Origin of the sequence: Nonomuraea sp. NPDC049625 (assembly GCF_040675285.1) — a bacterium.
Taxonomy (GTDB): Bacteria; Actinomycetota; Actinomycetes; order Streptosporangiales; family Streptosporangiaceae; genus Nonomuraea; species Nonomuraea angiospora_A.
Genome location: NZ_JBFAOQ010000001.1, coordinates 303964 through 329209, shown reverse-complemented (window position 1 = coordinate 329209; position 25246 = coordinate 303964). Strand labels below are relative to the sequence as shown.

The window sequence follows — 25246 nt, the reverse complement described above, 5'->3', positions numbered from 1 at the left end:
ACGAGACGGTCAGAAGCCTGCCGTCTCGCGAACTCTAACGCACTACGGGCGTGGGGGCATTTGTCAAAGCCCCCACGCCTCGTAATAGCTCTTACAGCTCGGTAACGGAGCCACCCGCAGCGGCGATCTTCTCCTTCGCCGCGGACGAGAAGGCGTGAGCCTGAACGTTCACAGCGACGGAGATCTCGCCGGTGCCGAGCACCTTCACGAGCTGGTTCTTGCGGACAGCGCCCTTGGCGACCAGCGACTCGACGGTGACCTCGCCACCGTCGGGGAACAGCTCGCCGAGCTTGTCCAGGTTGACGACCTGGTAGGTCGTCTTGAACAGCGCGTTGGAGAAGCCCTTGAGCTTCGGCAGACGCCTCTGCAGCGGCACCTGGCCACCCTCGAAGCCGAGGGGGACCGTCGTACGGGCGTGGCTGCCCTTGGTGCCGCGACCGGACGTCTTGCCCTTCGACGCCTCGCCACGACCCTTGCGGATCTTGGCCTTGTTGGCGCCGGGGGCGGGACGCAGGTCGTGAATCTTGAGCGGAGCCTTGTCAGTCATGACTAGTCGACCTCTTCCACCTCGACGAGGTGCGTCACCACGGAGACCATCCCGCGAATCTCGGGCCGGTCCTCCTTGACGACGACGTCGCCGATTCGCTTCAGGCCAAGCGAACGCAGCGAGTCACGCTGGTTCTGCTTGCCACCGATCTTCGAGCGAACCTGAGTGATCTTCAGGCGTGCCATGACTAGCTCACCGCCTTCGCGGCCGCCGCCTCGGCGAGACCCTCACGCTGAGCCTTCAGCATGCGGGCCGGAGCGACGTCCTCGATCGGCAGGCCACGGCGGGCGGCGATCTCCTCGGGGCGCGAGAGGCCCTTCAGAGCCGCCACGGTGGCGTGCACGATGTTGATCGGGTTGTCGGAGCCGAGCGACTTCGACAGCACGTCGTGGATGCCGGCGCACTCCAGCACCGCACGCACCGGGCCACCGGCGATGACGCCGGTACCGGCCGAGGCCGGACGCAGGAAGACGACACCGGCCGCCTCCTCGCCCTGCACGGTGTGCGGGATGGTGCCCTGGATCCGAGGCACCTTGAAGAAGTGCTTCTTCGCCTCTTCGACGCCCTTGGCGATGGCCGCGGGCACTTCCTTGGCCTTGCCGTAGCCGACGCCGACCAGGCCGTTGCCGTCACCGACGACGACGAGGGCGGTGAAGCTGAAGCGACGACCACCCTTCACGACCTTGGCCACTCGGTTGATCTTCACTACGCGCTCGATGTACGAGACGCCCTTGTCGGCGGCGCCACCGCGGCGATCGTCACGACGGTCCCGCCGCTCGCCACCGGTGCCGCCACCGCGACGCGGAGCTGCAGCCATCAGTGGTTCCTCTTCTCAGTTGCCATCAGAATTCGAGCCCGCCTTCGCGGGCGCTGTCCGCCAGAGCCGCGATGCGGCCGGCGTAGCGGTTGCCACCGCGGTCGAAGACGACCTTGGTGATCCCGGCTTCCTTGGCCCGCTGAGCGAGGAGCTCGCCGACCTTCTTCGCCTTCTCGGTCTTGTCCGCCTCCAGCGTGCGCAGTGCCGCGTCCATGGTGGACGCGCTCACCAGCGTGTGGCCGACGGAGTCGTCCACGATCTGGACGAACATGTGACGCGTCGAGCGGTTGACGACCAGGCGCGGACGCTCGGCCGTACCGACGACGAACTTGCGGACGCGGCGGTGACGGCGAGCCCGCGAGACGGTGCGGGCAGCCGTGTGCTTGCTGAACGCAGTCTTCGGAGCCATGCCTACTTACCAGCCTTTCCGACCTTGCGGCGGATCTGTTCGCCCTGGTAGCGCACGCCCTTGCCCTTGTACGGGTCAGGCTTGCGCAGCTTGCGGATGTTGGCCGCGACCTCGCCGACCTTCTGCTTGTCGATGCCGTCCACGTGGAACAGGGTCGGCTTCTCGACGCGGAAGGTGACGCCCTCGGGGGCGTCCACGATGACCGGGTGACTGAAGCCCAGCGAGAACTCCAGCTGCGTCGGGCCCTTGGCCTGGACGCGGTAACCGACGCCGACGATCTCCAGAGACTTGGAGTAACCCTGGGTGACGCCCTGCACCATGTTGGCGATCAGCGTCCGGGACAGGCCGTGCAGCGCACGGACCTTGTTCTCGTCGTTGGGCCGGGAGACGGCGATGGCGCCGTCGTCGTCGCGAGCGACCGTGATGGGCTCGGCGACCTTGTGACTGAGCGTGCCCTTCGGGCCCTTGACCTGGACATCCTGGCCGGCGATCGTGATGTCTACGCCGCTGGGCACAGGGATGGGCAGCCGTCCGATTCTCGACATGCTGTGTTCCTCCCCTCTACCAGACGTAGGCGAGGACTTCCCCGCCCACGCCACGCTTGCCGGCCTGCTTGTCGGTCATGAGACCGGCGGACGTCGAGATGATCGCGACGCCCAGTCCGCCCAGGACTCGAGGCAGGTTGTCCTTCTTTGCATAAACCCGCAGACCGGGCTTGGAAACCCGGCGCAGGCCCGCGAGCGACCGCTCACGGGTGGGCCCGAACTTGAGCTCCACCACGAGGTTCTTGCCAACCTTGGCGTCTTCGACGGTCCAAGCCTGGATGTAACCCTCCTGCTGGAGGATCTCGGCGATGTGCGCCTTGATCTTCGAGTACGGCATCGTCACGCTGTCGTGGTACGCCGAATTCGCGTTACGCAGACGTGTGAGCATGTCTGCGATCGGGTCGGTCATCGTCATGGCCAGTGGCCTTCCTCGCCGCGGTTTCCAGTCGGCCAAGCAGCGCTCTGCCGGTGGACCTTCGGCGCGGTCATGGACGCTCTTCGAGAGCGCCCGGGTCTTCTTCTGAAAATATGATCACCCAGGGGCGGCACGGAGGCCGCCCCTAAGGTTATCTACCAGCTCGACTTGGTGATGCCGGGCAGCTCGCCCCGGTGCGCCATCTCGCGGAAGCACACGCGGCAGAGCCCGAACTTGCGGTAGACGGCGCGCGGCCGGCCACAACGCGAGCAACGGGTGTACGCCCGGACCTCGAACTTCTGCTTGCGCCCCGCCTTGGCGATCAGCGACTTCTTCGCCATTGGATCAGGCCTCCTTGAACGGGAAGCCGAGGAGCTTCAGCAGCGCCCGGCCCTGGTCGTCGTTCTTCGCCGTGGTCACGATCGTGATGTCCATGCCCCGCGGCCGGTCGACCTTGTCCTGGTCGACCTCGTGGAACATGACCTGCTCGGTCAGACCGAACGTGTAGTTGCCGTTGCCGTCGAACTGCTTGGGCGACAGGCCGCGGAAGTCCCGGATACGGGGCAGGGCCAGCGCCAGCAGGCGGTCGAGGAACTCCCACATGCGGTCGCCGCGCAGCGTGACGTGCGCGCCGATCGGCATGCCCTCGCGCAGCTTGAACTGGGCGATGGACTTGCGCGCCCGGACGACGGCCGGCTTCTGGCCGGTGATCACGGTGAGGTCGCGGACGGCGCCCTCGATGAGCTTCGAGTCGCGAGCCGCCTCGCCGACGCCCATGTTGACCTTGATCTTGGTCAGCGCGGGGATCTGCATGACGTTCTCGATGCCGAACTGCTCGCGAAGCTGGGCCGCGATCTCCTCGCGGTACTTCGTCTTGAGTCGCGGCGTCGGGCGCTCGGTCTCAGTGGTCGTGGCAGTCATCAGCTGTCCTCACCCGTCTCGTCGGCCTTCTTCTCGTCGGCCTTCTTCTCGGCGGGCTTCTCGTCCTTGAGCTTCTTCACGTTCGAGACGTGGATGGGGCCCTCCATGGTCTGCACGCCGCCGGTCTTGGCGCCGCGCGGACCCTGGTGGGTCTCCTTCGAGTGCTTCTTGATCATGTTGACGCCCTCGACCACCACACGGTCCTCGTGCGGGAGCGTGGCGATGACGTGACCCTTGGCACCCTTGTCCTTGCCGGCGATGACCTTGACCAGGTCACCCTTCTTCACATGCAGCTTCGGCATTACAGCACCTCCGGGGCGAGCGAGATGATGCGCATGAACTTCTTGTCGCGCAGCTCGCGGCCGACCGGGCCGAAGATACGAGTGCCACGAGGGTCACCGCTGTCCTTGATGATGACGGCGGCGTTCTCGTCGAAGCGGATGTAGGAGCCGTCGGGCCGGCGGCGCTCCTTGACCGTGCGGACGATGACGGCCTTGACCACGTCGCCCTTCTTGACGCCCGTGCTGCCCGGCAGCGCGTCCTTGACAGTGGCGACGATGATGTCGCCGATACCGGCGTAGCGTCGGCCCGAGCCACCGAGAACACGGATGCAAAGGATCTCCTTCGCGCCCGTGTTGTCGGCGACCTTGAGCCGCGACTCCTGCTGGATCACGTTGAACTCCTGTTAGTCGCGCCGGTTCTCATTTCTGAGCCTGGCGGAACCGTCGTTGTCTTGTTCCCACGGCCACAACGCCCGTAGGCGCCGCACCGCAGGCGACGCGAGGCCCGCATGTGGCCCCGCGTCCTTGGACGCCGTCATGGGGGCTCTCAGAGCCCCCACGAGGCGCGGTATATGTCGAGAAGGAGAGTTACTTCGCCTTCTCGAGGATCTCCACGACCCTCCACCGCTTGGTGGCGGAGAGGGGGCGGGTCTCCATGAGCAGCACGCGGTCGCCGACGCCGCAGGCGTTGGCCTCGTCGTGTGCCTTGTACTTGGTCGTACGGCGGATGACCTTGCCGTACAGACGGTGCTTGACGCGGTCCTCAACGGCGACGACGACGGTCTTGTCCATCTTGTCGCTCACCACGAGGCCCTCGCGGACCTTGCGGAAGTTCCGCTGCTCGTTCGTCTCGGTGGTCTCGGTCTCAGCCATCGCTCGTCTCCTTCTCGACCGTGACGATGCCCAGCTCGCGCTCGCGCATCACGGTGTAGATACGGGCGATCTCGCGGCGGACGGCGCGCAGCCGCCCGTGGCTCTCCAACTGACCGGTCGCCGCCTGGAAGCGGAGGTTGAACAGCTCCTCCTTGGCCTCCTTCAGCTTCTGGACGAGGGTGTCCTCGTCCTCGAGCCGCAGCTCGCCGGCGGTCAGGCCCTTAGCCATCACGCCTCACCCACTTCACGCTTAACGATCTTGCACTTCATCGGGAGCTTGTGGATCGCACGCTGAAGCGCTTCGCGGGCGATCGGCTCCGCCACGCCGGACAGCTCGAACATCACGCGTCCGGGCTTGACGTTGGCGATCCACCACTCCGGCGAACCCTTACCGGAACCCATGCGGGTCTCGGCAGGCTTCTTGGTGAGCGGACGGTCGGGGTAGATGTTGATCCACACCTTGCCGCCACGGCGGATGTGACGGGTCATGGCGATACGAGCGGACTCGATCTGACGGTTGGTCACGTAGGAGTGCTCAACCGCCTGGATGCCGAACTCGCCGAACGTGACCCTGGTGCCACCCTTGGCGGCTCCGCTGCGGTCAGGCCGGTGCTGCTTGCGGTGCTTGACCCTGCGCGGGATCAGCATGGTCAGCTCCCTTCAGCACCCGGCTGCGCAGCCGGGCCGGTCTCGGGGGCGGCCTGCGAGGCCGCCTCAGTGCGGGGGGCGCGGTCGCCACGGCCGCCGCCACGACGGGGGCGGTCGCCGCCACCACGACGCGGACGGTCGCCGCCGCCACCACGACGGTCGTCACGCTCGCGACGCTGGCCGGCACGAGCGCCGGCGGCAGCCGCCTCGCGCTCGGCGCGGCTGGTCGGAGCCTCGCCCTTGTAGATCCAGACCTTCACGCCGATGCGGCCGAAGGTCGTACGGGCCTCGTAGAAGCCGTAGTCGATGTCCGCGCGGAGGGTGTGCAGCGGCACGCGGCCCTCACGGTAGAACTCCGACCGCGACATCTCGGCGCCGCCCAGACGACCGGAGCACTGGACACGGATGCCCTTGGCGCCGGACTTCATGGCCGACTGCATCGCCTTGCGCATGGCGCGGCGGAACGAGACACGGCTGGACAGCTGCTCGGCAACGCCCTGCGCGACGAGCTGCGCGTCGATCTCCGGGTTCTTGACCTCGAGGATGTTGAGCTGGACCTGCTTCTTGGTCAGCTTCTCCAGGTCGCCGCGGATACGGTCCGCCTCGGCGCCGCGCCGGCCGATCACGATGCCGGGACGCGCGGTGTGGATGTCCACCTGCACGCGGTCCGTCGTGCGCTCGATCTCGACCTTGGAGATGCCGGCCCGCTCCATGCCCTTCTGCAGCATGCGGCGGATCGCCACGTCCTCGGCGACATAGGCCTTGTACAGCTTGTCGGCGTACCACCGGCTCTTGAAGTCGGTCGTGATGCCGAGGCGGAACCCGTGCGGGTTAACCTTCTGGCCCACTATCGGGTCCTTCCCTTCGGCTCGCGGGACTCCACGATCACAGTGATGTGGCTCGTCCGCTTGTTGATCCGATAGGCACGACCCTGGGCACGCGGGCGGAACCGCTTCAGCGTCGGGCCCTCGTCGACCCACGCCCGGCTGACGACGAGCGTCTGCGGGTCGAGGTCGAAGTTGTGCTCAGCGTTCGCCATGGCGCTGCTGAGCACCTTGTAGATCGGCTCGCTCGCCGACTGGGGAGCGAACTGCAGCACGGCCTGCGCCTCCGAAGCGGGCAGCCCGCGAATGAGGTCCACCACACGGCGGGCCTTCTGGGGCGTGACACGGACGAACCGCGCCTGAGCCCTGGCTTCCATCGCTTTCTCCTACTTCCGGGACGCTTACCGCCGGCTGCGGCGGTCTTCCTTGACGTGGCTACGGAAGGTCCGCGTGGGGGCGAACTCTCCCAGCTTGTGGCCGATCATCGACTCGGTGACGAAAACCGGGACGTGCTTGCGGCCGTCGTGCACGGCGATCGTGTGCCCGAGCATGTCGGGAACGATCATGGAGCGCCGCGACCACGTCTTGATGACGTTCTTGGTGCCCTTCTCGTTCTGGACGTCGACCTTCTTCTGAAGGTGACCGTCCACGAAGGGACCCTTCTTAAGGCTACGTGGCATTTCGGCTGCTCCTACCGCTTCTTCCTCTTGCTCCGACGACGGATGATCAGTCGGTCGCTGGCCTTGTTGGCCTGGCGGGTGCGCCCCTCGGGCTTGCCCTTCGGGTTCACCGGGTGGCGACCACCGGAGGTCTTGCCCTCACCACCACCGTGCGGGTGGTCGACGGGGTTCATCGCGACACCGCGGACGGTGGGGCGCTTGCCCTTCCACCGCATACGGCCGGCCTTGCCCCAGTTGATGTTGGCCTGCTCGGCGTTGCCGACCTGGCCCACCGTCGCCCGGCAGCGCACGTCGACCATGCGCATTTCGCCGGACGGCATACGCAGCGTGGCGTACTGGCCTTCCTTGGCGAGCAGCTGGATCTGTGCGCCCGCGGAGCGGCCGAGCTTGGCGCCGCCGCCCGGACGGAGCTCCACCGCGTGGATGAAGGTACCGGTCGGGATGTTGCGCAGCGGCAGGCAGTTGCCCGGCTTGATGTCGGCAGCGGGGCCGTTCTCGATACGGTCGCCCTGCTTGATGCCGGTCGGCGCGATGATGTAGCGCTTCTCGCCGTCGGCGTAGTGGAGCAGAGCGATGTTGGCGGTGCGGTTGGGGTCGTACTCGATGTGAGCGACCTTGGCCGGAATGCCGTCCTTGTCATGCCTACGGAAGTCGATGATCCGGTAGGCGCGCTTGTGACCGCCGCCCTGGTGGCGGGCGGTGACCCGGCCGTGTACGTTACGGCCGCCCTTGCTGTGAAGGGGCGCAAGCAGCGACTTCTCGGGCGTGCTGCGGGTGATCTCGGAGAAGTCCGAGACACTCGACCCGCGGCGACCCGGGGTCGTCGGCTTGTACTTACGGATGCCCATCTTTTTCGTTCATCCTTCGTCGGTTACATGGGTGAGCCCGCCGCGCGAAAGCGCGACGGTCTCGACCCCGCACAGGCCGTGCGGCCCGCACTCACTTCTATGGCGCTGCTAGCCGATCTGACCGAAGATGTCGATCCGATCGCCCTCGACCAGGCTCACGATCGCGCGCTTGGTGTCGGGACGCTTGCCGAAACCGGTACGGGTGCGCTTGCGCTTGCCCTGCCGGTTGATCGTGTTCACGCTGGTGACCTTGACCCCGAAGATCTGCTCAACAGCGATCTTGACCTGGGTCTTGTTCGCGGTGTTCTTCACCAGAAACGTGTACTTGTTGTTCTCATCGATCAGGCCGTAGCTCTTCTCAGAGACGACCGGCTTGATGATGATGTCGCGCGGGTCGGCGATCTTCTCCATCAGGCCTCTTCCTTCCCGCTGTCGCTCAGGCGAGCGACGACCTGGTCATACGCCTCCTGCGTGAAGACCACGTCGTCCGCCACGAGCACGTCGTACGTGTTGAGCTGCCCCGCGTCCAGCAGGTGGACCTCGGGAGCGTTACGCAGGCTCAGCCACGTCAGCTCGTCGGCCTCGTCGACCACGACGAGGACGCGCGGAGCCTGGGTGACCTTGCGCAGCGCCTCGAGGGCGGCCTTGGTCTTGGGCGTCTCGCCGGAGACCAGCGAGCTGACCACGTGGACGCGACCGCCGCCGGCCCGGTCGGAGAGGGCGCCACGCAGGGCGGCGGCCTTCATCTTCTTGGGCGTGCGCTGCGAGTAGTCGCGCGGCACGGGGCCGTGGACGGTGCCACCGCCGGTGAACTGCGGCGCACGGGTCGAGCCCTGACGGGCGCGGCCGGTGCCCTTCTGGCGGTACGGCTTCTTGCCGCCGCCGGAGACCTCACCGCGGGTCTTGGCCTTGTGGGTGCCCTGCCGGCGAGCGGCGAGCTGGGCCACGACCACCTGGTGGATCAGCGGCACGTTGACCTTGGCGCCGAAGATGTTCTCGGGCAGGTCGACGGTGCCGGCCTTCGCGCCGCTGGCGTCGAGGACGTCAATAGTGGTGCTCACTTGGCAGCCCCCTTCTTGGCAGAGGTGCGAACGAGGACCAGGCTTCCGTTGGCGCCGGGGATCGCACCCTTGATCAGGATGAGGCCCTTCTCGGCGTCCACGGAGTGAACCTTGAGGCTCTGCACGGTGGTGCGGACGTTACCCATCCGACCAGCCATGCGCAGACCCTTGAAAACGCGGCCCGGGGTGGCGCAGCCACCGATGGAACCCGGCGAACGGTGCTTGCGCTGCGTACCGTGCGACGCGCCCAGACCACCGAAGCCGTGCCGCTTCATGACACCGGCGAAGCCCTTGCCCTTGCTCTTGCCCGTCACGTCGACGAACTGGCCGGCCTCGAAGGTGTCGGCCAGCAGCTCCTGGCCCAGGGTGTAGTCGCTCGCGTCGTCGGTGCGGATCTCCGCGAAGTAACGGCGCGGGGTGATGTCGTGCTTACGCAGGTAGTCGCCGAGCGGCTTGTTGACCTTCCGGGGGTCGACCTGCCCGAAGCCGAGCTGGACGGCGGAGTAGCCGTCCTTCTCTGCAGTGCGGACGCGGGTCACCACACACGGACCGGCCTCGACCACGGTCACCGGCACCAGCCGGTTGTCCGCGTCGAAGACCTGGGTCATGCCGAGCTTCTTGCCCAGGACGCCCTTGATCGTCTTAGCCATGTCAGTGTGTTCCCTCAGAGCTTGATCGAAATGTCGACACCCGCGGGGAGGTCGAGCCGCATGAGCGAGTCAACCGTCTTGGGGGTCGGGTCGATGATGTCAATCAGCCGCTTGTGCGTGCGCATCTCGAAGTGCTCGCGGCTGTCCTTGTACTTGTGCGGCGAGCGGATGACGCAGTACACGTTCTTCTCGGTCGGCAGCGGCACCGGGCCCGCGACCTTCGCGCCAGTCCGCGTCACCGTCTCGACGATCTTCTTGGCCGAGCTGTCGATGACCTCGTGGTCATAGGCCTTAAGCCGGATGCGGATCTTCTGTCCCGCCATAGTGGCCTCGGTGTCCTTCGCTGTCGTCTGAAAAAGTATCGTGCGGCCTTATGCCGCTGTATTGGTGCAGGTCGAAGCCTGCTAGACCCCACGAGGCAGACGCAGTGGATCTGCCTTTTCTTCCGTGATCCGGCAGTGACTTCGGTCATATCTCTTCGGCCGAAGCAACTGCTGGATCACGGCCTTCACATGAGGTCCCTAACGTGGTTCGGCGGTCGGCTCCGAGTCCGGGGCCGACCGCCGCCCCGACGGTCTAGCTACTTGATGATCTTCACGACCCGGCCGGCGCCGACGGTGCGGCCACCCTCACGGATCGCGAACTTGAGGCCTTCCTCCATGGCGATGGGCTGGATCAGCTCAACGCGCATTTCGGTGTTGTCGCCCGGCATGACCATCTCCGTGCCCTCGGGGAGGTTCACGACACCGGTCACGTCAGTCGTACGGAAATAGAACTGCGGGCGGTAGTTGTTGAAGAACGGCGTGTGGCGGCCGCCCTCGTCCTTGGACAGGATGTAGACCTGGCCGTTGAACTCGGTGTGCGGGGTGGTCGTGCCCGGCTTGATGATGCACTGGCCGCGCTCGACGTCGTCGCGCTTGATGCCGCGGAGCAGCAGGGCGGCGTTGTCACCGGCGTGACCCTCGTCGAGCATCTTGTTGAACATCTCGATGCTGGTGACGGTGGTGGTCGTCTTCTCCGGCTTGATGCCGATGATGTCGACCTGCTCGTTGACCTTGACGATGCCGCGCTCGATACGACCGGTGACGACGGTGCCACGACCGGTGATCGAGAAGACGTCCTCGACCGGCATGAGGAACGGCTTGTCCGTCTCACGCGGGGGCTCGGGCACGTTCTCGTCGACGGCGTTCATCAGCTCGATGATGCTGTCGGCCCACTTCTGGTCGCCCTCGAGAGCCTTGAGAGCGGAGACGCGGACGACGGGCAGGTCGTCGCCGGGGAACTCCTGAGCGGACAGGAGCTCACGGACCTCCAGCTCGACGAGCTCGAGGATCTCCTCGTCGTCGACCATGTCGGCCTTGTTGAGGGCCACGACGATGTAGGGGACGCCGACCTGGCGGGCCAGGAGGACGTGCTCCTTCGTCTGCGGCATCGGGCCGTCGGTGGCGGCGACCACGAGGATGGCGCCGTCCATCTGGGCAGCACCGGTGATCATGTTCTTCACGTAGTCGGCGTGACCGGGGCAGTCAACGTGAGCGTAGTGACGCTTCTCGGTCTGGTACTCGACGTGCGCGATGGAGATCGTAATGCCGCGAGCCTTCTCCTCGGGCGCCTTGTCGATCTTGTCGAACGGGGTCGCCTTGTTCAGCTCGGGGAAACGGTCGTGAAGCACCTTGGTGATCGCCGCGGTCAGCGTGGTCTTGCCGTGGTCGATGTGTCCAATGGTGCCGATGTTCATGTGCGGCTTAGTCCGCTCGAACTTGGCCTTGCCCACTGGTTCTCTCCTTGAGAATCTGACTGACTTTCGTCTACACACTCGGGCCCGGGAACTCCCGAACCCCTTGGCGGCGGGGTGGCTCTCACCACCCCACCAGGGACCAGGACTTCTATTCGCCCCGGGCCTTCGCGACGATCTCCTTGGCGATGCCCGGGGGCACCTCCGAGTAGGAGTCGAACTGCATGCTGTAGCTCGCGCGCCCCTGCGTCTTGCTACGCAGGTCACCCACGTAGCCGAACATCTCAGACAGCGGCACGAGCGCCGTGACGACACGGGCGCCGGCCCGCTCGTCCATAGACTGGATCTGTCCGCGGCGACCGTTGAGGTCACCGATGACATCACCCATGTAGTCCTCGGGCGTGGTGACCTCGACGGCCATCATCGGCTCGAGAAGCACTGCGTCCGCCTTGCGCGCGGCCTCCTTGAAGGCCATCGAGCCGGCGATCTTGAACGCCATTTCCGAGGAGTCGACGTCGTGCGCGGCACCGTCGACGAGCGTCACCTTCACGCCCACCATCGGGTAGCCGGCCAGCACGCCGAACTCGGCGGCCTCCTGGGCGCCCGCGTCGACCGACGGGATGTACTCCCTCGGGACACGACCACCCGTGACCTTGTTCTCGAACTCGTAGCCGTCGTTGCCTTCACCCAGCGGCTCGAGGTTGATGATCACCCGCGCGAACTGACCGGAACCACCGGTCTGCTTCTTGTGGGTGTAGTCGAGCTTCTCCACCTTGCGGCGGATGGTCTCGCGGTAGGCCACCTGCGGGCGGCCGACGTTGGCCTCGACCTTGAACTCGCGACGCATGCGGTCGACGAGGATCTCCAGGTGAAGCTCGCCCATGCCCCAGATGACCGTCTGACCGGTCTCCTCGTCGCGGCGAACCTGGAAGGACGGGTCCTCCTCGGCCAGCCGCTGGATGGCGGTCGACAGCTTCTCCTGGTCGCCCTTGGTCTTGGGCTCGATGGCGACGTTGATGACCGGAGCCGGGAACGTCATCGACTCGAGCACGACCTGGTTGGTCGGGTCGGACAGGGTGTCGCCGGTCGTGGTGTCCTTCAGACCCATGACCGCGACGATCTGGCCGGCAATCGCCGTCGGGCGCTCCTCGCGCTTGTTGGCGTGCATCTGGTAGATCTTGCCGATCCGCTCCTTCTTACCCTTCACAGAGTTGACGACCTGTGAACCGGTCTCGAGCGTGCCCGAGTAGATGCGGATGTAGGTGAGCTTGCCCAGGTGCGGGTCGCTCGCGATCTTGAAGGCCAGAGCGGAGAACGGCTCGGTCGGGTCGGCGTGACGCTCGATGACCTTGTCCTCGTGGCCGACCGCGTGGCCCTTGAAGGCCGGGATGTCGGTCGGGGCCGGGAGGAAGGCGACGATCGCGTCGAGCAGGGGCTGCACGCCCTTGTTCTTGAACGCGGTGCCGCAGAGCACCGGGTTGATGGCGCTGGCCAGCGTGGCGCGGCGGATGGCCGCGACCAGCTGCTCCTCGGTGGGCTCGACGCCCTCGAGGAAGAGCTCCATCAGCTCGTCGTCGTTCTCGGCGACCGTCTCGATGAGGCGGTCACGCCACTCGCGAGCGGCCTCGGCGTGGTCGGCCGGGATGTCGACGGTGTCGTACATCTCGCCCTTGGCCGCCTCGGCGCTCCAGAGGTAACCCTTCATCTTGATGAGGTCGATGACGCCCTTGAAGTCGGCCTCAACGCCCCAGGGAAGCTGGATGACAGCCGGGGTCGCGCCCAGACGGCTGATCATCATGTCGACGCAGCGGTGGAACTCCGCGCCGACACGGTCCATCTTGTTGACGAAGCAGATCCGGGGGACGTCGTAGCGGTCAGCCTGGCGCCACACCGTCTCCGACTGCGGCTCGACACCCGCGACGCCGTCGAACACGGCGACGGCACCGTCGAGGACGCGGAGCGAACGCTCCACCTCGATGGTGAAGTCGACGTGACCCGGGGTGTCGATGATGTTGATGGTGTGACCGATCCACTCACAGGTGGTCGCGGCAGACGTGATCGTGATGCCGCGCTCCTGCTCCTGCTCCATCCAGTCCATCGTGGCAGCGCCCTCGTGGACCTCACCGATCTTGTAGTTGATACCGGTGTAGAACAGGATGCGCTCGGTCGTGGTGGTCTTGCCCGCGTCGATATGGGCCATGATCCCGATGTTTCGGACCTTGGCCAGGTCAAGAGCGGTCGTGGTGGCCACTTCTCTCGCGTCCTCGTCGTCTCGTCGAACCCGCCGGGGTTACCAGCGGTAGTGGGCGAAGGCCTTGTTGGACTCGGCCATCTTGTGGGTGTCCTCGCGCTTCTTGACACTCGCCCCAAGGCCGTTGCTGGCGTCGAGGAGCTCGTTCATGAGGCGCTCGGTCATGGTCTTCTCGCGGCGGGCGCGGGAGTACTGCACCAGCCAGCGCAGGGCCAGGGTGGTGCTGCGCGCGGCGCGCACCTCGACCGGCACCTGGTACGTGGCACCACCGACGCGGCGGCTGCGGACCTCGAGGGTCGGCTTGACGTTGTCGAGCGCGCGCTTCAGGGTGACGACCGGGTCGTTGCCGGTCTTCTCCCTGCAGCCCTCGAGGGCGCCGTACACGATGGACTGCGCGATGGAGCGCTTGCCGTCGAGAAGCACCTTGTTGATCAGGGCGGTCACCAGGGGCGAGCTGTAAACCGGGTCAGACATGAGCTGACGACGGCCAGGAGAACCCTTGCGAGGCATAGTTAGCTCTTCTCCTTCTTGGCGCCGTAGCGGCTGCGGGCCTGCTTGCGGTTGCGGACACCCTGGGTGTCCAGCGAGCCACGGATGATCTTGTAGCGAACACCGGGCAGGTCCTTCACACGACCGCCACGCACGAGCACGATGGAGTGCTCCTGCAGGTTGTGGCCCACACCCGGGATGTAGGCCGTGACCTCGATGCCGTTCGTGAGTCGAACGCGGGCCACCTTGCGCAGTGCCGAGTTGGGCTTCTTCGGGGTCGTGGTGTACACGCGCTGGCACACGCCGCGCCGCTGCGGACTCCCCTTGAGGGCAGGAGTCTTGGTCTTCGAGACCTTGTCCTGCCGGCCCTTGCGGACCAACTGCTGAATAGTGGGCACTGCCACTCCGTTTCGTGCCTTGGCCGGTGTTTCGTCAGTTGTGATGCATTTCGCAGGTACTGCCGGTGTCATGACCTGCTGATTTTTCTTGTCTCGGTGCCCCCGCGCTCGGGCGTGTCGCGCTATTCACGCAGACGTCCCGCGAGGTTTACGAGCCAGGAAGCCGTCCCGCGCTCGTAATGAGCGCACGGTCGAGAGCCCGCTAGAGACGGGCACGAAGCTCAAGACTACCCAGGCCTCTGCGACACGTCAAAGCGGCGCGGCAAAGCGGACAAGCCTTGCCACTCCAGGACGCCGAGACCGTTTTCATCAGTGCTCGGCTACTGCTCCGGGTCCATGATATCGGGATGGAGGGGCGAACTGTGACGGGTTCGCAAGGACTGCCAGGGCAGCCGTTTGCACGGCGGTGACCCCTGCCCTCAACGTGGGCAGGGGATCGGGGCGGAAAGTCCCGGTATGCGGGCGTCCGACCAGGCCGGAGGGTGGGGCCGCGCCTACGTACCAGTAGACGGAAGGGACGCCGTAGAGGGGGAAGTCCTCGCAGGCCGTGCCGCCTGGGGCGGTGACGACCGTGCCGAGCGCGGCCTCGTGGGCCCGGCGTACCAGGGCGGTGGCGGCGCGGTCGTTCACACCGGGCGGCACCCTGGAGACCACGATGACGCCGGCTCCCGCCGTCTCCTCCGCCAGCCGCGCGACGCGGGCGACGGCCCGGGTCACCGCGTCCTCCGTCGCGGCCCTGACCGTGATCCCCGCCTCGGCGAGGGTGGGGACGACGTTCGCGCGCTCGCCCGCGTGCAGCGTCCCCACGGTGACGATCGCCTGGTCGAACGCCGTCCGATCGAGCCGGTGGACGAGCTCGGCGACGGCCGCGACCGGATTGCGCCCGACGGCTTGGCCCACTTCTCCGGCGTGCCCGCCGTCTCCCGTGACGACGACGCGGAGTTCGGCGCCGGCCGCGGTGGGCGGCTCCGGGTAGGCGATCAGGCCCGCGGGGAACGGCGAGACGTGCTGGGCCAGCGCCACGTCCGGGACGCCGAACCGCTCGTACAGGCCGTCGGCCAGCATCGCCGCGGCGCCCTCCAGCGTCTCCTCCGCGGGCTGGCCGATCACGAGCACCGTGCCCCGCCAGTCGTCGGAGGCGGCCAGCCGCCGGGCGGCGCCGGCCAGGCAGGCGAGGTGGAGGTCGTGACCGCAGGCGTGGGAGACCGGGACCGTCCTGCCGTCGGGGGTCGTCGCGGTGGCGGTGCTTGCGTACGACAGACCGGTCTCCTCCTTGACGGGGAGCGCGTCCAGTTCGGCCCTGAGCATGACCGTGATCCCGTCGCCGCGGCACAGCCTCCCGACCACCCCATGGCCGCCGACCCCGGTCGTCACCTCGTACCCGGCCGCGACCAGCCGCCCCGCCAGGCGAGCGGCCGTCCTGTCCTCCTGCCAGGACAGCTCGGGGTGGGCGTGCAGGTCGGCCCGGAAGATCGCCAGGTCACGCAGCTCGGCGGTCACGGGAGACGACCCCGACGGCGCGGGGGACGGTTCGGCGGTCATGGGAAGGGGTGTGGGTCGGGGTTCAGGTCGACCGGGGTCAGGGGCGCGGTGCGGTGGCCGAGCCGGTACGGAACCTCCAGCGGACGCGTCAGACCGCGCACCCTGCGGTTGCGGTGGCCGAAGGTCATCGGGAGCGTGCCGGGGACCAGCACCTTGACGCAGGAGAAGCCGCAGGCCCGGTGCTCCGGCGTGGTCTGGTCGATGACGACGACGTCCATGCCCTCGGCGAGGAAGCGGTCCACCACCCGCGTGACGTCGAGATCGCCGGGCACGGTGAACGCCTCCATGTCGGGCAGGCGTCGCACGGCCGTGCCCTCGGTCAGGAACGTGAGCCGGTCGAAGGCGGCGTCGGCGCCGTACAGGGTGGAGTGGTCGTGCATCGTGGCCACCAGATCAGGATTTATCACCATCTCCTGGGCTCGGTGAACCTCGTCCGGATATCGGCGGATCAGGTCGGCCAGCAGCGGCCCGAGCTCGCTCAGCGCGCCGAGCACGGCCTTCTCCGGCACCAGATGGGCCCCGGCGGCGCACACCATGCGCGGCCTGCCCGGGTCGCCGTCCTGCCGCACGCCCATCGCCCACACGCTGGGGACGCCGTGCTCCATCGTCGTGTCGTACAGCTCGACCCGGTAGCCGGTCTCCGCGGTGATCGCGGCGGCCTGGAGCGGGATGGTGCGGTCCCGTGCCGTGCCGGGGTCGATCCGCGGCACCGGGAGCCGCCCGTACCAGGTCATGAGGAAGGCGTCCCGCTCGACCGTCTCCAGCAGCCCGTAGAGCAGGGCCTCGGCCATGCTGCCGCCGAGCGCGCACCCGTTCGAGATCTCGAACAGGAACGGCCGCTCCCGCCCCCGTACGTAGTAATAAGCCAGGCTCTCCGGCACGAGGATCGGCGCCCGCCGGCCGAAGGAGTACCCCCATACCCAGTCGCAGACGGCGTCCTCGGTGAACGGCCGGAACGCGAACCCCTCCCTCTCGTAGGACGAGGTGTCGTGCTCGCCCAGGGTTCGCGGGTCGAGCGCGTCCGCGGCCACCTCCGCGTAGGAGGCCCGCACGCGCGTGCGCTTGCCGCCGGGCTCGACGCCGCCCCACCGTTCGAGCGCTTCGAGCACGGCGGTGACCTCGCTGGCCCGGTAGCCGCGGGTGCGGCCCACGCCGGGCTCCGAACCGCCCTCGAACCGCAGCGGCAGCATCGCCCCGGCGATCACCAGGCCGCCGAGCGTGTCCCGGACGAGGGGTCTGATCAGCCCGCATTCGCCGTCCACGTACGTGTCGAGCAGCGCGCCGTGCTCGGCCGGCACGTCCCTGACCCGGTAGCCGGGAGGCCGCGGGGCGGCGCCGGGCTCGAACACGGCGGACGCGCGGTCGTCGTCCGGCAGGCCGCCGCAGTCGGGGCAGTGGGGTTCCGGCAGGAACGTGTGGCGTTCGGCGGTGAGCGTGCGCAGGTCGACGTGCCAGACGGCGCACCCGGGACCCTCGGCGGCGTGCGTGGCCAGGGCCGCGATCGTGCGGGCGGCCAGGCGGCCGAGGTACGGGGAGGCCCGCTCGGCGAGTTCGGGGCCGTGGACGGCCAGGACGGCGGCCCGATCGGCGCTGTCGGTCCTGACCCGGTTTCGGCGGGTCTCGAAGCAGGTCAGGCAGCCGGGTTCGCCGGGCCGTTGCAGCGGCCCGATGACGGCGACCCCGTACTCGACCCACACGGGCAGCCACGCGCCCCCGTCGCGCCGGGGGCCGCGCGCCCAGCCGTCGCAGGCGCTGATCGTCACCTCCTCCCGCCCGTCGCGGTCTTTCAGCGCGATCGTGATCTCCTCGGCCAGCAGGCCCGTCCCCATGACCTCAGCCATGGAGCGGCTCCGTGACGACGCGGACGACGTGCGGCATGAGCGCGTGTACCTCCCGGTCGTGATCCAGCGGAACGGCGCTGACCCGCAGCCCGGCGCCGGCCAGGGCGGCGGCGAGCTCACCGGCGCCGAGCCCGGCCGCCTCGGTGTCGACGGCGACCGGCGGCTCCTGCGCGACGGCCGGGCACAGCTCGGGCAGGGGCGCAGAGCCGGGAATGCCCTGGTACGCGGCCAGGATCCCTTCGAGCGTGGCCCGCAGCGCGGCCAAGGGCGTGACGCCCGCCGCCCGCGCCACCAGCCGCCCGGCGAGCGTCCCCGCGTACACGGGCACGCCCGAGGGGCCGGTGGCGTCCAGCACCTGGTACGGCAGCCCGATCGCGTCCAGCAGCGCCGCCGAACGCGCGGTCTCGTCGTCGGCCGCCCGCGCGCCGCCCACGTCCACGGCCGGCAGCGGCCCGCCGAACCCGGCCAGCGCCGCGCAGTGGTCCAGCAACCCCGCGACCAGCGCCTCATCGGCCGAGTAACCCGCGGCGGCCCCGGTGGCGTGCGGGTCCAGGAACACCGCGCGGGCGGGCAGCAGCACCTCACCGCCCTCGACGAGGTCACGGCCGCGCACGAATGCCTCGACCCGTCCCGCGGCGACGTCGTCCACCAGCGGGTCGGCCAGGCGGCCGTCATCCGGCGGCCGTTCCCCTTCGCCGGTCAGTGGTGTCCCCTCGGCCGTGACCAGGCGGCGGGGGTCGAGGGCGAGCAGCCCGTGCACGGTGATCGCCTTCAGCGCCGCCCGGTATCGCGCGGCGGCGAAGTCCGCCCCCACGCCGATCACCCGCGCCCGCGACCCTCCGAGGATCCCCATCGGATCGGCCACCGTGGTCACCGAAACGTGCAGCGGGAGCTGCCCGTACTCCCCCTCCTCGATCTCGGCGAACACTCCCGTCCGCGAGTCCATCAACCTGGCCGCCCGCCGCGAGAACTCCTCCTCGCCGAGCGGCCCCGCGCTCGCCCCCGTGCCGGGCGGCAGCGCCGACAGGTGCGGCAGGAAGGAGTGCGTACGCGTGCCGAACCCGTCCAGGTCCACCACGTGCAGACGCGGACCGCCGGACACGCGAGGCGTTCCGGACAGGCAGCGCCCCAGGTCCGCCACCACCTGCCCGGCGACTACGGCAGCGGCGACGGGCGACACGGAGACGTGCCCGGCGGTACGCGGGACGGCCTCCATGGCCGCCAGCCGCCGCCACCCGGCCGCCCACGGCGGGACGTCGCGCCCGACGACGCCGCTCTCGCTCCACCACGCCTCGCCCTCGCGCAGCAGCACGTGCGCGACGGGCAGTCCGCGCTCGGCGCTCAGCCGGTCGAGGCGCCCGGCGGCGGCCAGCCCGTCCGCGTCGGCCGCCGCGACGTGCACGAGCGCCCCGCCCGACGGCTCCCCCAGCACCTCCAGCCCCAGCCTGCGCATGGCGTCGGCCAGGGCGGGCGCCAGCTCGCCGAACCGGTCCGCGTCGGCCAGCAGCGAACACGTGGCGCCGGCCGCCACGGGCAGCACCCCGCGCTCCCCCGCGTCCTCCACCAGCCCGCGCTCGCGCAGCGTGGTCAGCAGGCTCGTCACGAACGCCCGCCGCTCGTCGGGCAGCTCCGCGGTCAGCTCGGCCACGGTCCTGCTCCCGTCGAGGTGCACGGCCAGCCGCTCCACCCATAGGTGGACGGAGGCCCCGTTCATCCGCACGACGCCTTCGCGGGTGAGGAAGGCGACACCGCCGGAGGTGGGCGCGAAGCGTACGTCGGCAGGAAGTCTGGGCTTGAAGTCGTTCAACGTGGTGCCTCCGCGGTTCCGATCATGAATTCGCCGACCGCGCACTCCTCCAGCGGGTCCCGTCCGGTCGCCTCGGCGAACGCGGCCGAGTCGCCGCTGCCGAGCCCGCAGGCCGCCAGGCCCATCGCCGTGGCCACGCAGTAGAGCGTCTGGTAGAGCACGCCCACGTGTTTGAGCGTCAGCGCGTACCCCATGCCTTCGTACTTCCACAGCAGCCGGCCGGCGCGGCTGGAGACCGCGAGCAGGACCTGGGGTGGGCGGCCGGTGGCGGCGCCGTGCCCGGCGACGGTCAGCAGCCGGCGTACGGCGGGATGGCCGGCCTCGCGTACCGGTCTGAGCACGTGGTCGTGCCCGTCGTAGTGGTACATGCCGGGTTCGAGCCCGGCCACGTTCCTGACGACGGGGTAGATCTCCAGCTCGTGGACGGACCCTCCGGAGGGGTACGGCTTGCGGGTGTACTCGACGCCGTCGGCCGTCCAGCACTCCCGCACCCTGGCCGTGCGGTACAGCAGCTCGCCGAGCAGGTCGAGGGTGATCGGGCGCGCGTCGTCGTGCTCGCGTACGGACCTGCGGCCCTCCAGCACGTCCGTGAGCGAGGGGTCCTTGAGCCGCAGCTCGTCCAGGTCGGGCGTGGGCAGCTCGATCGCCCGGCCGGGGTAGGGCCGGGGCCGTGCGGGCAGCGGGTCGAACCGGCCGCGGGCCCAGAACGTCCCGCCGAACCCGTCGCCCAGGTAGCCGCGGTGACCCACCCGGCTCCGATCATGGAACTCCAGCTCGTGCGGCGCCCACTGCCGGAACCGCAGCTCCCGCTCCTCGGCCCCCTCGGGCACCGCCAGCCCGGCCCACGCCAGGTCGGCCAGGACCTCGCCGCCGGGCCGGACCACGTCGCCGACCAGGGCGGGGTCGTGGACGTACAGGTCGCACCAGGCGAGCGGGGAGCTGACGACCAGCGCCTCCCCCTCGCGCCGCAGCATGGCGAACCTGGACAGAACCGGCCGCTCCGGCACCGCCGGCCGTGGCGGCGGCGGGCGCAACGGGTCGAGTGTGTAGAGCGGCGCGCCATCCCGGGTGATTGTGATCTTGAGCCAGCCTCCGGCGCGCAACCGTTCGACGAGCGGTCCCCCGGCCGTGCGGGGTCCGGCGGCCAGGTCGCGGAGCAGGTGAAGCTCATCCCCCGCGAGTTCGCCGAGGGTCTCGGCGTGCGGCCAGGCGAACAGGCGGGCCCCCGCGTCCAGCCGGGCCAGGTGCACTCCGGCGCGCAGCTCGTACCGTTCCCCGGTCATGAGGCCGCGGCCCGGTAGACGTCGTCGGCGGCGCTCGCGGCGAGGTGGCAGATCAGGAAGCGCTGGTCGGGCGTGAGGCCGATCCTGGTGAGGTGGAGGTACGCGCAGTTCAGGGCCAGGCGGTAGGCGGCGAAGGCGGGGGTGTCCTTCAGGGCGAGCCAGCGTTCGTCGGTCTCCAGGTGCCGGTGGAAGGGGGAGACCTGGGCGAGCGGGGGCTGGGTGGCGGGGCCGCCGGTGGCGTAGCGGAGGCTCAGGCGTCCCTCGTCAATGAGGATTCGGCCCCGGTCGTGGGTGTTCCGGATCGTACGCAGCCACGCGCCGGGCTCTGCGGCGCCGGTCAGGGCCTTGATCCTGGCGGTGAGCGGCTCCCTGTTGCGTTCGTAGTGGGCCTGCCATTGGGCGCGGACGCCTTCCGGCAGGCGCGACAGGTACGCCTCGGCGTGCGAGCGCAGCGAGGTCCTGGCGGCGGGCAGGCCGCCCTCCGACAGGTCGTGCGCCGTGGCGACCACCAGGTCGAAGGCGATGCCCGGCAGCGGTGTGCCGGCTCTGACCCGGTCGAGGGCGTCGAACGCGGCCTCGGTGGTGTCGGCGTAGAAGTCCGCGAGGAACCGGTCGAGCTCGGTGTCGAGTCCTGGGGGTTCGGCGGCGACGGTGTTGTCGGGCGCCCATGGCAGCAGCGGCCCTTGTTCGCCTTCCAGCTCGGCCAGGCGCTCGTGCAGGGGGAGCAGCGCCTGCGGGTCGGTGGTGCCGGCGGACGGGTCGGCGGCCAGATGGCGCTCGACCGCCCGGGCGATCTCCGTGGCGTCGCCGTCCACGAAGATCCGCAGATGCGGGCCGCGCACCCAGTGGCGCAGGAAATATCCCCGTATTTCATGCCAGGCCGGCCGGATCGCGTCCAGGATGAGGTCGTCCATCGGGCCGTCGTGATAGTCCACCCGCAGCCGCGTCCAGGTCATCCGACCCCCACCTCCGACTCCCGCGAGGCCCGGGACGCCAGGTGACGCAGCCGGGTCTCCTCCTGCACCCGGATCCCCAGCCTGTTGGCCAGCAGATGCGCGGCCAGGTCGACGGTCGCCCCCGTCCGCGCCGCGTCGAACCCCGCCGCCGCCAGCTCCTCCGCCAGCCCCGCGATCGAGGCGTACCAGGTGGCCACCACGCCACGGGGCTCACTCGGCGGAGGCCCCTGCGTCACCGTCCTGGCATGCTCGACCAGCGCCACCATCCGCTCGCGGGCCACATGCGACCCGGCATCAGCGGGTGGACCGAACATCCTGCCCTCCCCCGCGACCTGCCAGGCGACCAGCAGCATGGTCAGCCATGCCACGCTCCGCCTCTCGTGTCCGAGCCCTGCCTCGATCAGCTGGAGTGCGATCACGCTGGAGTCGTGGAAGTGCCGCTCCACGGCGTCGAGCGAGCGGCCCGTGCCGTAGCGGTCGTGTTCCGGCCGGTACGGGATGAGGTGGGCGGAGTCGTTCGGATAGAGACGCCGTGCGTAGCCCGGGACGCCTTCGCGGGCGGCGAGGGTCGCGGCGAGCCTGGCGTACTCCTCCGGGTCGATCACCGCCTCCGACGGATGCTCGCGCAGATACGCCTCGGCCCGCTCGACGACGTGCTCCGCCGGATGCGACCTGACCCTGATCCGCAGATGCGGGCCGCCCTCCCAGTAGCGCAGGAAGAAGCCGTCGTCGCCGAGGAGCGGCCCGGCCAGGCCGCTGATCATGTCGTCGAGCGGCCCCTGCGAGAAGACGTGCACACTGACCCAGCTCATCGGCCTCCCACCTCGATCAGGTATTCGGTCACCCGCTCCGGCCCCGGGTCGGGCAGCGCCTCCTCGAAGAGCGCGAACGCGCAGCCGCGTATCTGCCGCTCGAAGTTCCTGACCAGGAACAGGTTCGCCAGGTCCAGGAAGAGCGGTTTGCGCGCCTTGTCCTGCCCTTTGTCGCCCGTCTGCTCCGGCCAGGCGCGGACGAACGATCGGTGCGGTACGCCGTACCCGTCCGCCCAGGCGATCAGCCGCGTGAGGTACGCCGCGTCGCCCTCGCCCTTCGCGCGCACCGGCAGCGTGGCCCCCGGCGCCAGCCAGCGACGCCGCTGCACCACCACTCGCCCGGCCTCGACGCGCGGATATCGGGTCACCTCCGACGGGACCCGGCCCATCCGCACCAGCGGTGGCGAGCTGGGATGGAGCAGGTAGCCGGGGCCGAAGACCCGTTCGATGAACCGCGCGGCCGGCGGCAGCCGGAACTCGGCGGCCATCCCGAGATGCAACGGTACGACCCGGCGGCCGAGCCGCTTGGAACGCAGCTCGGGCAGGCCGCTGTCCGGGCAGAGCGTCACGTGCAGGTCCGTGAGCGGCAGCCGCAGGCCGGGCGGGCGCGTGCCGGGCGAGTGGGGGTAGTCGATCTCATATCGGGTGCTCGGCGGGCGCGCGTTGAGCGTGGAGCCCAGGTCGCCGGAGAACTCGGCGTAGACCGCACCCTCCGGGTCCTGGAGCCGGGGCGGCTCGGGGTGGCCGCCGGCGCGTTCGACGAGGTGGTCGAGCCTGCGCAGGGCTCGGCCGTGCCCGCCATGGACGACGTTGAGCACCAGGGTGTCGGCCACCGACTGTACGTAGCAGGCCGAGGAGGCGGGGATCGCGATCCAGGACGGCCACGACTCCAGCTGCGCGGCCAGCCGTCCGGGGGTGACGCGGCAGGTGCCGTCGGGGTCCTCCGCGTCCAGCGCCAGGCTTCTCGCCTCGGCCCTGAGGTGCTCCAGCTCCCGGATCCTGGGGAGGGCGGAGGTGGCCAGTGGCCGGGTCCAGGCGGCCGATGAGCCGAGGAACGCGCGCAACTCCCGGCCTGCCTCGCCGGTGCCGGCCAGCTCGCGCTGGATGTGGCGGTGGAGCGTGAGGAAGGGGACGGCCGGGTCGGGGCCGTACCGGGTGGTGAGGTAGTCGGCGACCGCCAGGCGCATGGGGTGCTTGGCGTCGAAAACGGCCAGCCAGCGGCGTACGACGTCGAGATCGGCAAGGCCGCCACGCCATCGCGCCGGATTAAGCCTCGCCACGGGCTCAACGCACACCGCGACCTCATGCACAACCGGCCGCCCCACACCACTGTCGCCACGATCACGGCCCACGACAGCGGCCCGGCCACCGCCTCGAGTGGCGCGCTTGGCATCAGCGCCGCCGGCTCCCCCAGCGGTGCCACCGCCACCAGCACCGCCCCAAGCGGCACGCTCGGCAGGGGCAGCGCTCTTGGTCGTATCAGCGGCGGCACGACAGGCGTGGGCGGCGGCGATCAATCGCGCGAGTTCGTGGCGGACGGTGGACGGGTCGGTGGCGCGTTCCGTGCGCCGGATGCCGTCCAGCAGGTCCGGGAGCGGGCTGTCGTCCGGGCGGGCCTCCAGGAGCCCGACCGTGAGCAGCTTGTCCAGAAATTTCGCGACTGCGGCAGGCTCAGCCCCCAGAACCTCGGCGAACCGGTCCCGCCGCACCCACTCCCCGCCCTCCGCGACACGCAGGCACGCGGCCACCGCCTCCGTCACCCCGATGGACACCAGCGCCTCCCCGGGAGGCGGCCCGATGAACTCCGCCATCCCGCCCGCGAGGGCGACCGACGGATTCACCCTGACCCAATCGTCCGAGAGCGTCCGGGCACCGTCTACCTCCAGCACCGGCACCACACCCTCCAGGTGCCGCTCGGCACCGCCCCACACCGCCCGCCCGGTGCTGGTGAAGGTGCTGTACGGGCTGGTCTTCACGGCGGCCCTGACCAGGTATTTGGCCAGCCTGAGCAGCTTCTGCGGCTTGGGGCGCCGGGCAGCGTCCGCGAGCCATCTCTCCAGGTCGGCCGCCAGCTCGCCACCGGCCAGCGCCAGCCCCCTGCGGAAGGCGGGCTCGGCCGCGGCGGCGCGCAGCCGTTCCTCCTTCTCCAGGGACTCCCGGGCGACGACCTCGGGCAGGCGGGCGCGCAGCCCGGCGCACTCGCGCGCACGCCGTACCCACTCCTCCACCTCACCCCTCAGCCCGTACGGCAGCGCCGCACCGGCCTCGGACCCCCACTCCCGCCCGGCGGGAAGACGCCCGGTGTGCAGCGCCCGCCGCAGCCCCACGAGCGCGGGCCGGGCCCCGGACGCGCCGAGGTGTCCGATGACGTCACCGAGCGCCACGGCCAGCCGCCGCCCGTCCGCCTCCACCCGGGCGGTCTCGGCGAGCAGCCGGGTCACCAGCGCATAGGACTCGTCCCATCGCAGGGATTCCAGCTCCGCGGCCGCGACCCCGCATGTGCGGACAGCGACCGGCGGGCCGTCGTTTTCCCGCTCAATAACCGTCATTACATGAGCCCCATTCGCTTTATTGGCGCCAAAAGGCAACAGGCGCGGGCGCCGCAACTGCGGC

32 protein-coding genes are annotated in these 25246 nt (G+C 69.4%); all 32 read right to left on the bottom strand.

Going from position 1 to position 25246, the window contains the following annotated elements; translation table 11 throughout:
- Window positions 1-91 precede the first annotated feature (91 nt).
- Window positions 92-547 (bottom strand): 50S ribosomal protein L15, encoded by a 456-nt coding sequence (rplO, locus tag AB0J87_RS01725; protein WP_350730993.1) that lies wholly within the window; start codon window positions 545-547, stop codon window positions 92-94.
- 2 nt (window positions 548-549) lie between these two features.
- Entirely contained in the window at window positions 550-732 is a 183-nt protein-coding gene (gene rpmD, locus AB0J87_RS01720) for a 50S ribosomal protein L30 (RefSeq protein ID WP_080043226.1), read from the bottom strand.
- 2 nt (window positions 733-734) lie between these two features.
- A complete protein-coding gene (gene rpsE, locus AB0J87_RS01715; RefSeq protein ID WP_091090115.1) occupies window positions 735-1364 on the bottom strand; it encodes a 30S ribosomal protein S5 in 630 nt (209 codons plus the stop codon).
- Between the two features lie 25 nt (window positions 1365-1389).
- On the bottom strand, window positions 1390-1773 hold the full coding sequence (gene rplR, locus AB0J87_RS01710; RefSeq protein ID WP_185070632.1) for a 50S ribosomal protein L18: 384 nt from the start codon (window positions 1771-1773) through the stop codon (window positions 1390-1392).
- A 2-nt stretch (window positions 1774-1775) separates the two neighbouring features.
- On the bottom strand, window positions 1776-2318 hold the full coding sequence (gene rplF / locus AB0J87_RS01705; protein ID WP_192789899.1) for a 50S ribosomal protein L6: 543 nt from the start codon (window positions 2316-2318) through the stop codon (window positions 1776-1778).
- A gap of 16 nt (window positions 2319-2334) precedes the next feature.
- Window positions 2335-2733 (bottom strand): 30S ribosomal protein S8, encoded by a 399-nt coding sequence (gene rpsH, locus AB0J87_RS01700; protein WP_192789898.1) that lies wholly within the window; start codon window positions 2731-2733, stop codon window positions 2335-2337.
- Between the two features lie 155 nt (window positions 2734-2888).
- A complete protein-coding gene (locus AB0J87_RS01695; RefSeq protein WP_020542298.1) occupies window positions 2889-3074 on the bottom strand; it encodes a type Z 30S ribosomal protein S14 in 186 nt (61 codons plus the stop codon).
- A 4-nt stretch (window positions 3075-3078) separates the two neighbouring features.
- The gene (gene rplE / locus AB0J87_RS01690; RefSeq protein WP_106253395.1) at window positions 3079-3654 is read right to left on the bottom strand and encodes a 50S ribosomal protein L5; all 576 of its coding nucleotides are present in this window, start codon (window positions 3652-3654) and stop codon (window positions 3079-3081) included.
- Entirely contained in the window at window positions 3654-3947 is a 294-nt protein-coding gene (gene rplX, locus AB0J87_RS01685; RefSeq protein WP_350731450.1) for a 50S ribosomal protein L24, read from the bottom strand. The genes rplE and rplX overlap by 1 nt, the downstream gene beginning before the upstream one ends.
- 8 nt (window positions 3948-3955) lie before the next feature.
- Window positions 3956-4327, bottom strand: coding sequence for a 50S ribosomal protein L14 (gene rplN / locus AB0J87_RS01680; RefSeq protein WP_106253399.1), 372 nt, complete (start codon window positions 4325-4327; stop codon window positions 3956-3958).
- Between the two features lie 196 nt (window positions 4328-4523).
- On the bottom strand, window positions 4524-4808 hold the full coding sequence (gene rpsQ / locus AB0J87_RS01675; protein WP_185070626.1) for a 30S ribosomal protein S17: 285 nt from the start codon (window positions 4806-4808) through the stop codon (window positions 4524-4526).
- A complete protein-coding gene (rpmC, locus tag AB0J87_RS01670) occupies window positions 4801-5037 on the bottom strand; it encodes a 50S ribosomal protein L29 (protein ID WP_106253417.1) in 237 nt (78 codons plus the stop codon). The genes rpsQ and rpmC overlap by 8 nt, the downstream gene beginning before the upstream one ends.
- A complete protein-coding gene (gene rplP / locus AB0J87_RS01665) occupies window positions 5037-5456 on the bottom strand; it encodes a 50S ribosomal protein L16 (protein ID WP_185070624.1) in 420 nt (139 codons plus the stop codon). The genes rpmC and rplP overlap by 1 nt, the downstream gene beginning before the upstream one ends.
- A gap of 2 nt (window positions 5457-5458) precedes the next feature.
- Window positions 5459-6304, bottom strand: coding sequence for a 30S ribosomal protein S3 (gene rpsC, locus AB0J87_RS01660; protein ID WP_363962198.1), 846 nt, complete (start codon window positions 6302-6304; stop codon window positions 5459-5461).
- Window positions 6304-6657 carry a 50S ribosomal protein L22 gene (gene rplV / locus AB0J87_RS01655; protein WP_020542306.1) on the bottom strand — a complete coding sequence of 118 codons (354 nt, stop codon included), beginning with the start codon at window positions 6655-6657 and terminating at the stop codon, window positions 6304-6306. The genes rpsC and rplV overlap by 1 nt, the downstream gene beginning before the upstream one ends.
- A 24-nt stretch (window positions 6658-6681) precedes the next feature.
- Window positions 6682-6960: a 30S ribosomal protein S19 gene (gene rpsS, locus AB0J87_RS01650; protein ID WP_192789896.1), complete on the bottom strand. Its 279-nt coding sequence runs from the start codon at window positions 6958-6960 to the stop codon at window positions 6682-6684.
- An 11-nt stretch (window positions 6961-6971) separates the two neighbouring features.
- Window positions 6972-7808, bottom strand: a complete 837-nt coding sequence (gene rplB / locus AB0J87_RS01645; protein WP_192789895.1) for a 50S ribosomal protein L2 — start codon at window positions 7806-7808, stop codon at window positions 6972-6974.
- A 108-nt stretch (window positions 7809-7916) separates the two neighbouring features.
- On the bottom strand, window positions 7917-8219 hold the full coding sequence (gene rplW, locus AB0J87_RS01640) for a 50S ribosomal protein L23 (protein ID WP_350730984.1): 303 nt from the start codon (window positions 8217-8219) through the stop codon (window positions 7917-7919).
- On the bottom strand, window positions 8219-8869 hold the full coding sequence (gene rplD / locus AB0J87_RS01635) for a 50S ribosomal protein L4 (protein WP_363962197.1): 651 nt from the start codon (window positions 8867-8869) through the stop codon (window positions 8219-8221). Before rplD ends, rplW begins: the two co-directional genes overlap by 1 nt.
- A complete protein-coding gene (gene rplC, locus AB0J87_RS01630) occupies window positions 8866-9519 on the bottom strand; it encodes a 50S ribosomal protein L3 (protein WP_363962196.1) in 654 nt (217 codons plus the stop codon). Before rplC ends, rplD begins: the two co-directional genes overlap by 4 nt.
- Window positions 9520-9533: 14 nt before the next feature.
- Window positions 9534-9842, bottom strand: a complete 309-nt coding sequence (gene rpsJ / locus AB0J87_RS01625; protein ID WP_012887830.1) for a 30S ribosomal protein S10 — start codon at window positions 9840-9842, stop codon at window positions 9534-9536.
- 257 nt (window positions 9843-10099) lie between these two features.
- On the bottom strand, window positions 10100-11293 hold the full coding sequence (tuf, locus tag AB0J87_RS01620) for an elongation factor Tu (protein WP_350730980.1): 1194 nt from the start codon (window positions 11291-11293) through the stop codon (window positions 10100-10102).
- A gap of 112 nt (window positions 11294-11405) precedes the next feature.
- Entirely contained in the window at window positions 11406-13505 is a 2100-nt protein-coding gene (fusA, locus tag AB0J87_RS01615; protein ID WP_350730978.1) for an elongation factor G, read from the bottom strand.
- Window positions 13506-13544: 39 nt separating this feature from the next.
- Complete coding sequence (gene rpsG, locus AB0J87_RS01610; protein WP_043623423.1) at window positions 13545-14015, bottom strand: 30S ribosomal protein S7; 471 nt, start codon at window positions 14013-14015, stop codon at window positions 13545-13547.
- A 2-nt stretch (window positions 14016-14017) separates the two neighbouring features.
- On the bottom strand, window positions 14018-14392 hold the full coding sequence (rpsL, locus tag AB0J87_RS01605) for a 30S ribosomal protein S12 (protein ID WP_020542315.1): 375 nt from the start codon (window positions 14390-14392) through the stop codon (window positions 14018-14020).
- Window positions 14393-14701: 309 nt separating this feature from the next.
- Complete coding sequence (locus tag AB0J87_RS01600; protein WP_363962195.1) at window positions 14702-15934, bottom strand: amidohydrolase; 1233 nt, start codon at window positions 15932-15934, stop codon at window positions 14702-14704.
- Window positions 15931-17775: a TOMM precursor leader peptide-binding protein gene (locus AB0J87_RS01595; RefSeq protein ID WP_363962194.1), complete on the bottom strand. Its 1845-nt coding sequence runs from the start codon at window positions 17773-17775 to the stop codon at window positions 15931-15933. The genes AB0J87_RS01600 and AB0J87_RS01595 overlap by 4 nt, the downstream gene beginning before the upstream one ends.
- Window positions 17768-19582: a YcaO-like family protein gene (locus AB0J87_RS01590; protein ID WP_363962193.1), complete on the bottom strand. Its 1815-nt coding sequence runs from the start codon at window positions 19580-19582 to the stop codon at window positions 17768-17770. Before AB0J87_RS01590 ends, AB0J87_RS01595 begins: the two co-directional genes overlap by 8 nt.
- Window positions 19579-20865: a SagB family peptide dehydrogenase gene (locus tag AB0J87_RS01585; protein ID WP_363962192.1), complete on the bottom strand. Its 1287-nt coding sequence runs from the start codon at window positions 20863-20865 to the stop codon at window positions 19579-19581. The genes AB0J87_RS01590 and AB0J87_RS01585 overlap by 4 nt, the downstream gene beginning before the upstream one ends.
- On the bottom strand, window positions 20862-21821 hold the full coding sequence (locus AB0J87_RS01580) for a lantibiotic dehydratase C-terminal domain-containing protein (RefSeq protein ID WP_363962191.1): 960 nt from the start codon (window positions 21819-21821) through the stop codon (window positions 20862-20864). The genes AB0J87_RS01585 and AB0J87_RS01580 overlap by 4 nt, the downstream gene beginning before the upstream one ends.
- Window positions 21818-22633: a lantibiotic dehydratase C-terminal domain-containing protein gene (locus AB0J87_RS01575; RefSeq protein WP_363962190.1), complete on the bottom strand. Its 816-nt coding sequence runs from the start codon at window positions 22631-22633 to the stop codon at window positions 21818-21820. The genes AB0J87_RS01580 and AB0J87_RS01575 overlap by 4 nt, the downstream gene beginning before the upstream one ends.
- A complete protein-coding gene (locus AB0J87_RS01570; protein WP_363962189.1) occupies window positions 22630-25182 on the bottom strand; it encodes a lantibiotic dehydratase in 2553 nt (850 codons plus the stop codon). Before AB0J87_RS01570 ends, AB0J87_RS01575 begins: the two co-directional genes overlap by 4 nt.
- Window positions 25183-25246: the final 64 nt, after the last annotated feature.

What these genes read in the sequence shown, in the direction of transcription:
- rpsQ (WP_185070626.1), bottom strand. Translation starts at nt 4,808, where the DNA reads ATGGCTGAGACCGAGACCACCGAGACGAACGAGCAGCGGAACTTCCGC.
- rplE (WP_106253395.1), bottom strand. Translation starts at nt 3,654, where the DNA reads ATGACTGCCACGACCACTGAGACCGAGCGCCCGACGCCGCGACTCAAG.
- rpsE (WP_091090115.1), bottom strand. Translation starts at nt 1,364, where the DNA reads ATGGCTGCAGCTCCGCGTCGCGGTGGCGGCACCGGTGGCGAGCGGCGG.
- AB0J87_RS01580 (WP_363962191.1), bottom strand. Translation starts at nt 21,821, where the DNA reads ATGACCTGGACGCGGCTGCGGGTGGACTATCACGACGGCCCGATGGAC.
- rpmD (WP_080043226.1), bottom strand. Translation starts at nt 732, where the DNA reads ATGGCACGCCTGAAGATCACTCAGGTTCGCTCGAAGATCGGTGGCAAG.
- rplR (WP_185070632.1), bottom strand. Translation starts at nt 1,773, where the DNA reads ATGGCTCCGAAGACTGCGTTCAGCAAGCACACGGCTGCCCGCACCGTC.
- rplF (WP_192789899.1), bottom strand. Translation starts at nt 2,318, where the DNA reads ATGTCGAGAATCGGACGGCTGCCCATCCCTGTGCCCAGCGGCGTAGAC.
- rplC (WP_363962196.1), bottom strand. Translation starts at nt 9,519, where the DNA reads ATGGCTAAGACGATCAAGGGCGTCCTGGGCAAGAAGCTCGGCATGACC.
- rplP (WP_185070624.1), bottom strand. Translation starts at nt 5,456, where the DNA reads ATGCTGATCCCGCGCAGGGTCAAGCACCGCAAGCAGCACCGGCCTGAC.
- rpmC (WP_106253417.1), bottom strand. Translation starts at nt 5,037, where the DNA reads ATGGCTAAGGGCCTGACCGCCGGCGAGCTGCGGCTCGAGGACGAGGAC.
- AB0J87_RS01575 (WP_363962190.1), bottom strand. Translation starts at nt 22,633, where the DNA reads ATGAGCTGGGTCAGTGTGCACGTCTTCTCGCAGGGGCCGCTCGACGAC.
- AB0J87_RS01600 (WP_363962195.1), bottom strand. Translation starts at nt 15,934, where the DNA reads ATGACCGCCGAACCGTCCCCCGCGCCGTCGGGGTCGTCTCCCGTGACC.
- rpsH (WP_192789898.1), bottom strand. Translation starts at nt 2,733, where the DNA reads ATGACGATGACCGACCCGATCGCAGACATGCTCACACGTCTGCGTAAC.
- rplB (WP_192789895.1), bottom strand. Translation starts at nt 7,808, where the DNA reads ATGGGCATCCGTAAGTACAAGCCGACGACCCCGGGTCGCCGCGGGTCG.
- rpsJ (WP_012887830.1), bottom strand. Translation starts at nt 9,842, where the DNA reads ATGGCGGGACAGAAGATCCGCATCCGGCTTAAGGCCTATGACCACGAG.
- AB0J87_RS01570 (WP_363962189.1), bottom strand. Translation starts at nt 25,182, where the DNA reads ATGACGGTTATTGAGCGGGAAAACGACGGCCCGCCGGTCGCTGTCCGC.
- rplW (WP_350730984.1), bottom strand. Translation starts at nt 8,219, where the DNA reads ATGGAGAAGATCGCCGACCCGCGCGACATCATCATCAAGCCGGTCGTC.
- rpsG (WP_043623423.1), bottom strand. Translation starts at nt 14,015, where the DNA reads ATGCCTCGCAAGGGTTCTCCTGGCCGTCGTCAGCTCATGTCTGACCCG.
- AB0J87_RS01695 (WP_020542298.1), bottom strand. Translation starts at nt 3,074, where the DNA reads ATGGCGAAGAAGTCGCTGATCGCCAAGGCGGGGCGCAAGCAGAAGTTC.
- AB0J87_RS01595 (WP_363962194.1), bottom strand. Translation starts at nt 17,775, where the DNA reads ATGGCTGAGGTCATGGGGACGGGCCTGCTGGCCGAGGAGATCACGATC.
- rplO (WP_350730993.1), bottom strand. Translation starts at nt 547, where the DNA reads ATGACTGACAAGGCTCCGCTCAAGATTCACGACCTGCGTCCCGCCCCC.
- rpsS (WP_192789896.1), bottom strand. Translation starts at nt 6,960, where the DNA reads ATGCCACGTAGCCTTAAGAAGGGTCCCTTCGTGGACGGTCACCTTCAG.
- rplV (WP_020542306.1), bottom strand. Translation starts at nt 6,657, where the DNA reads ATGGAAGCCAGGGCTCAGGCGCGGTTCGTCCGTGTCACGCCCCAGAAG.
- AB0J87_RS01585 (WP_363962192.1), bottom strand. Translation starts at nt 20,865, where the DNA reads ATGACCGGGGAACGGTACGAGCTGCGCGCCGGAGTGCACCTGGCCCGG.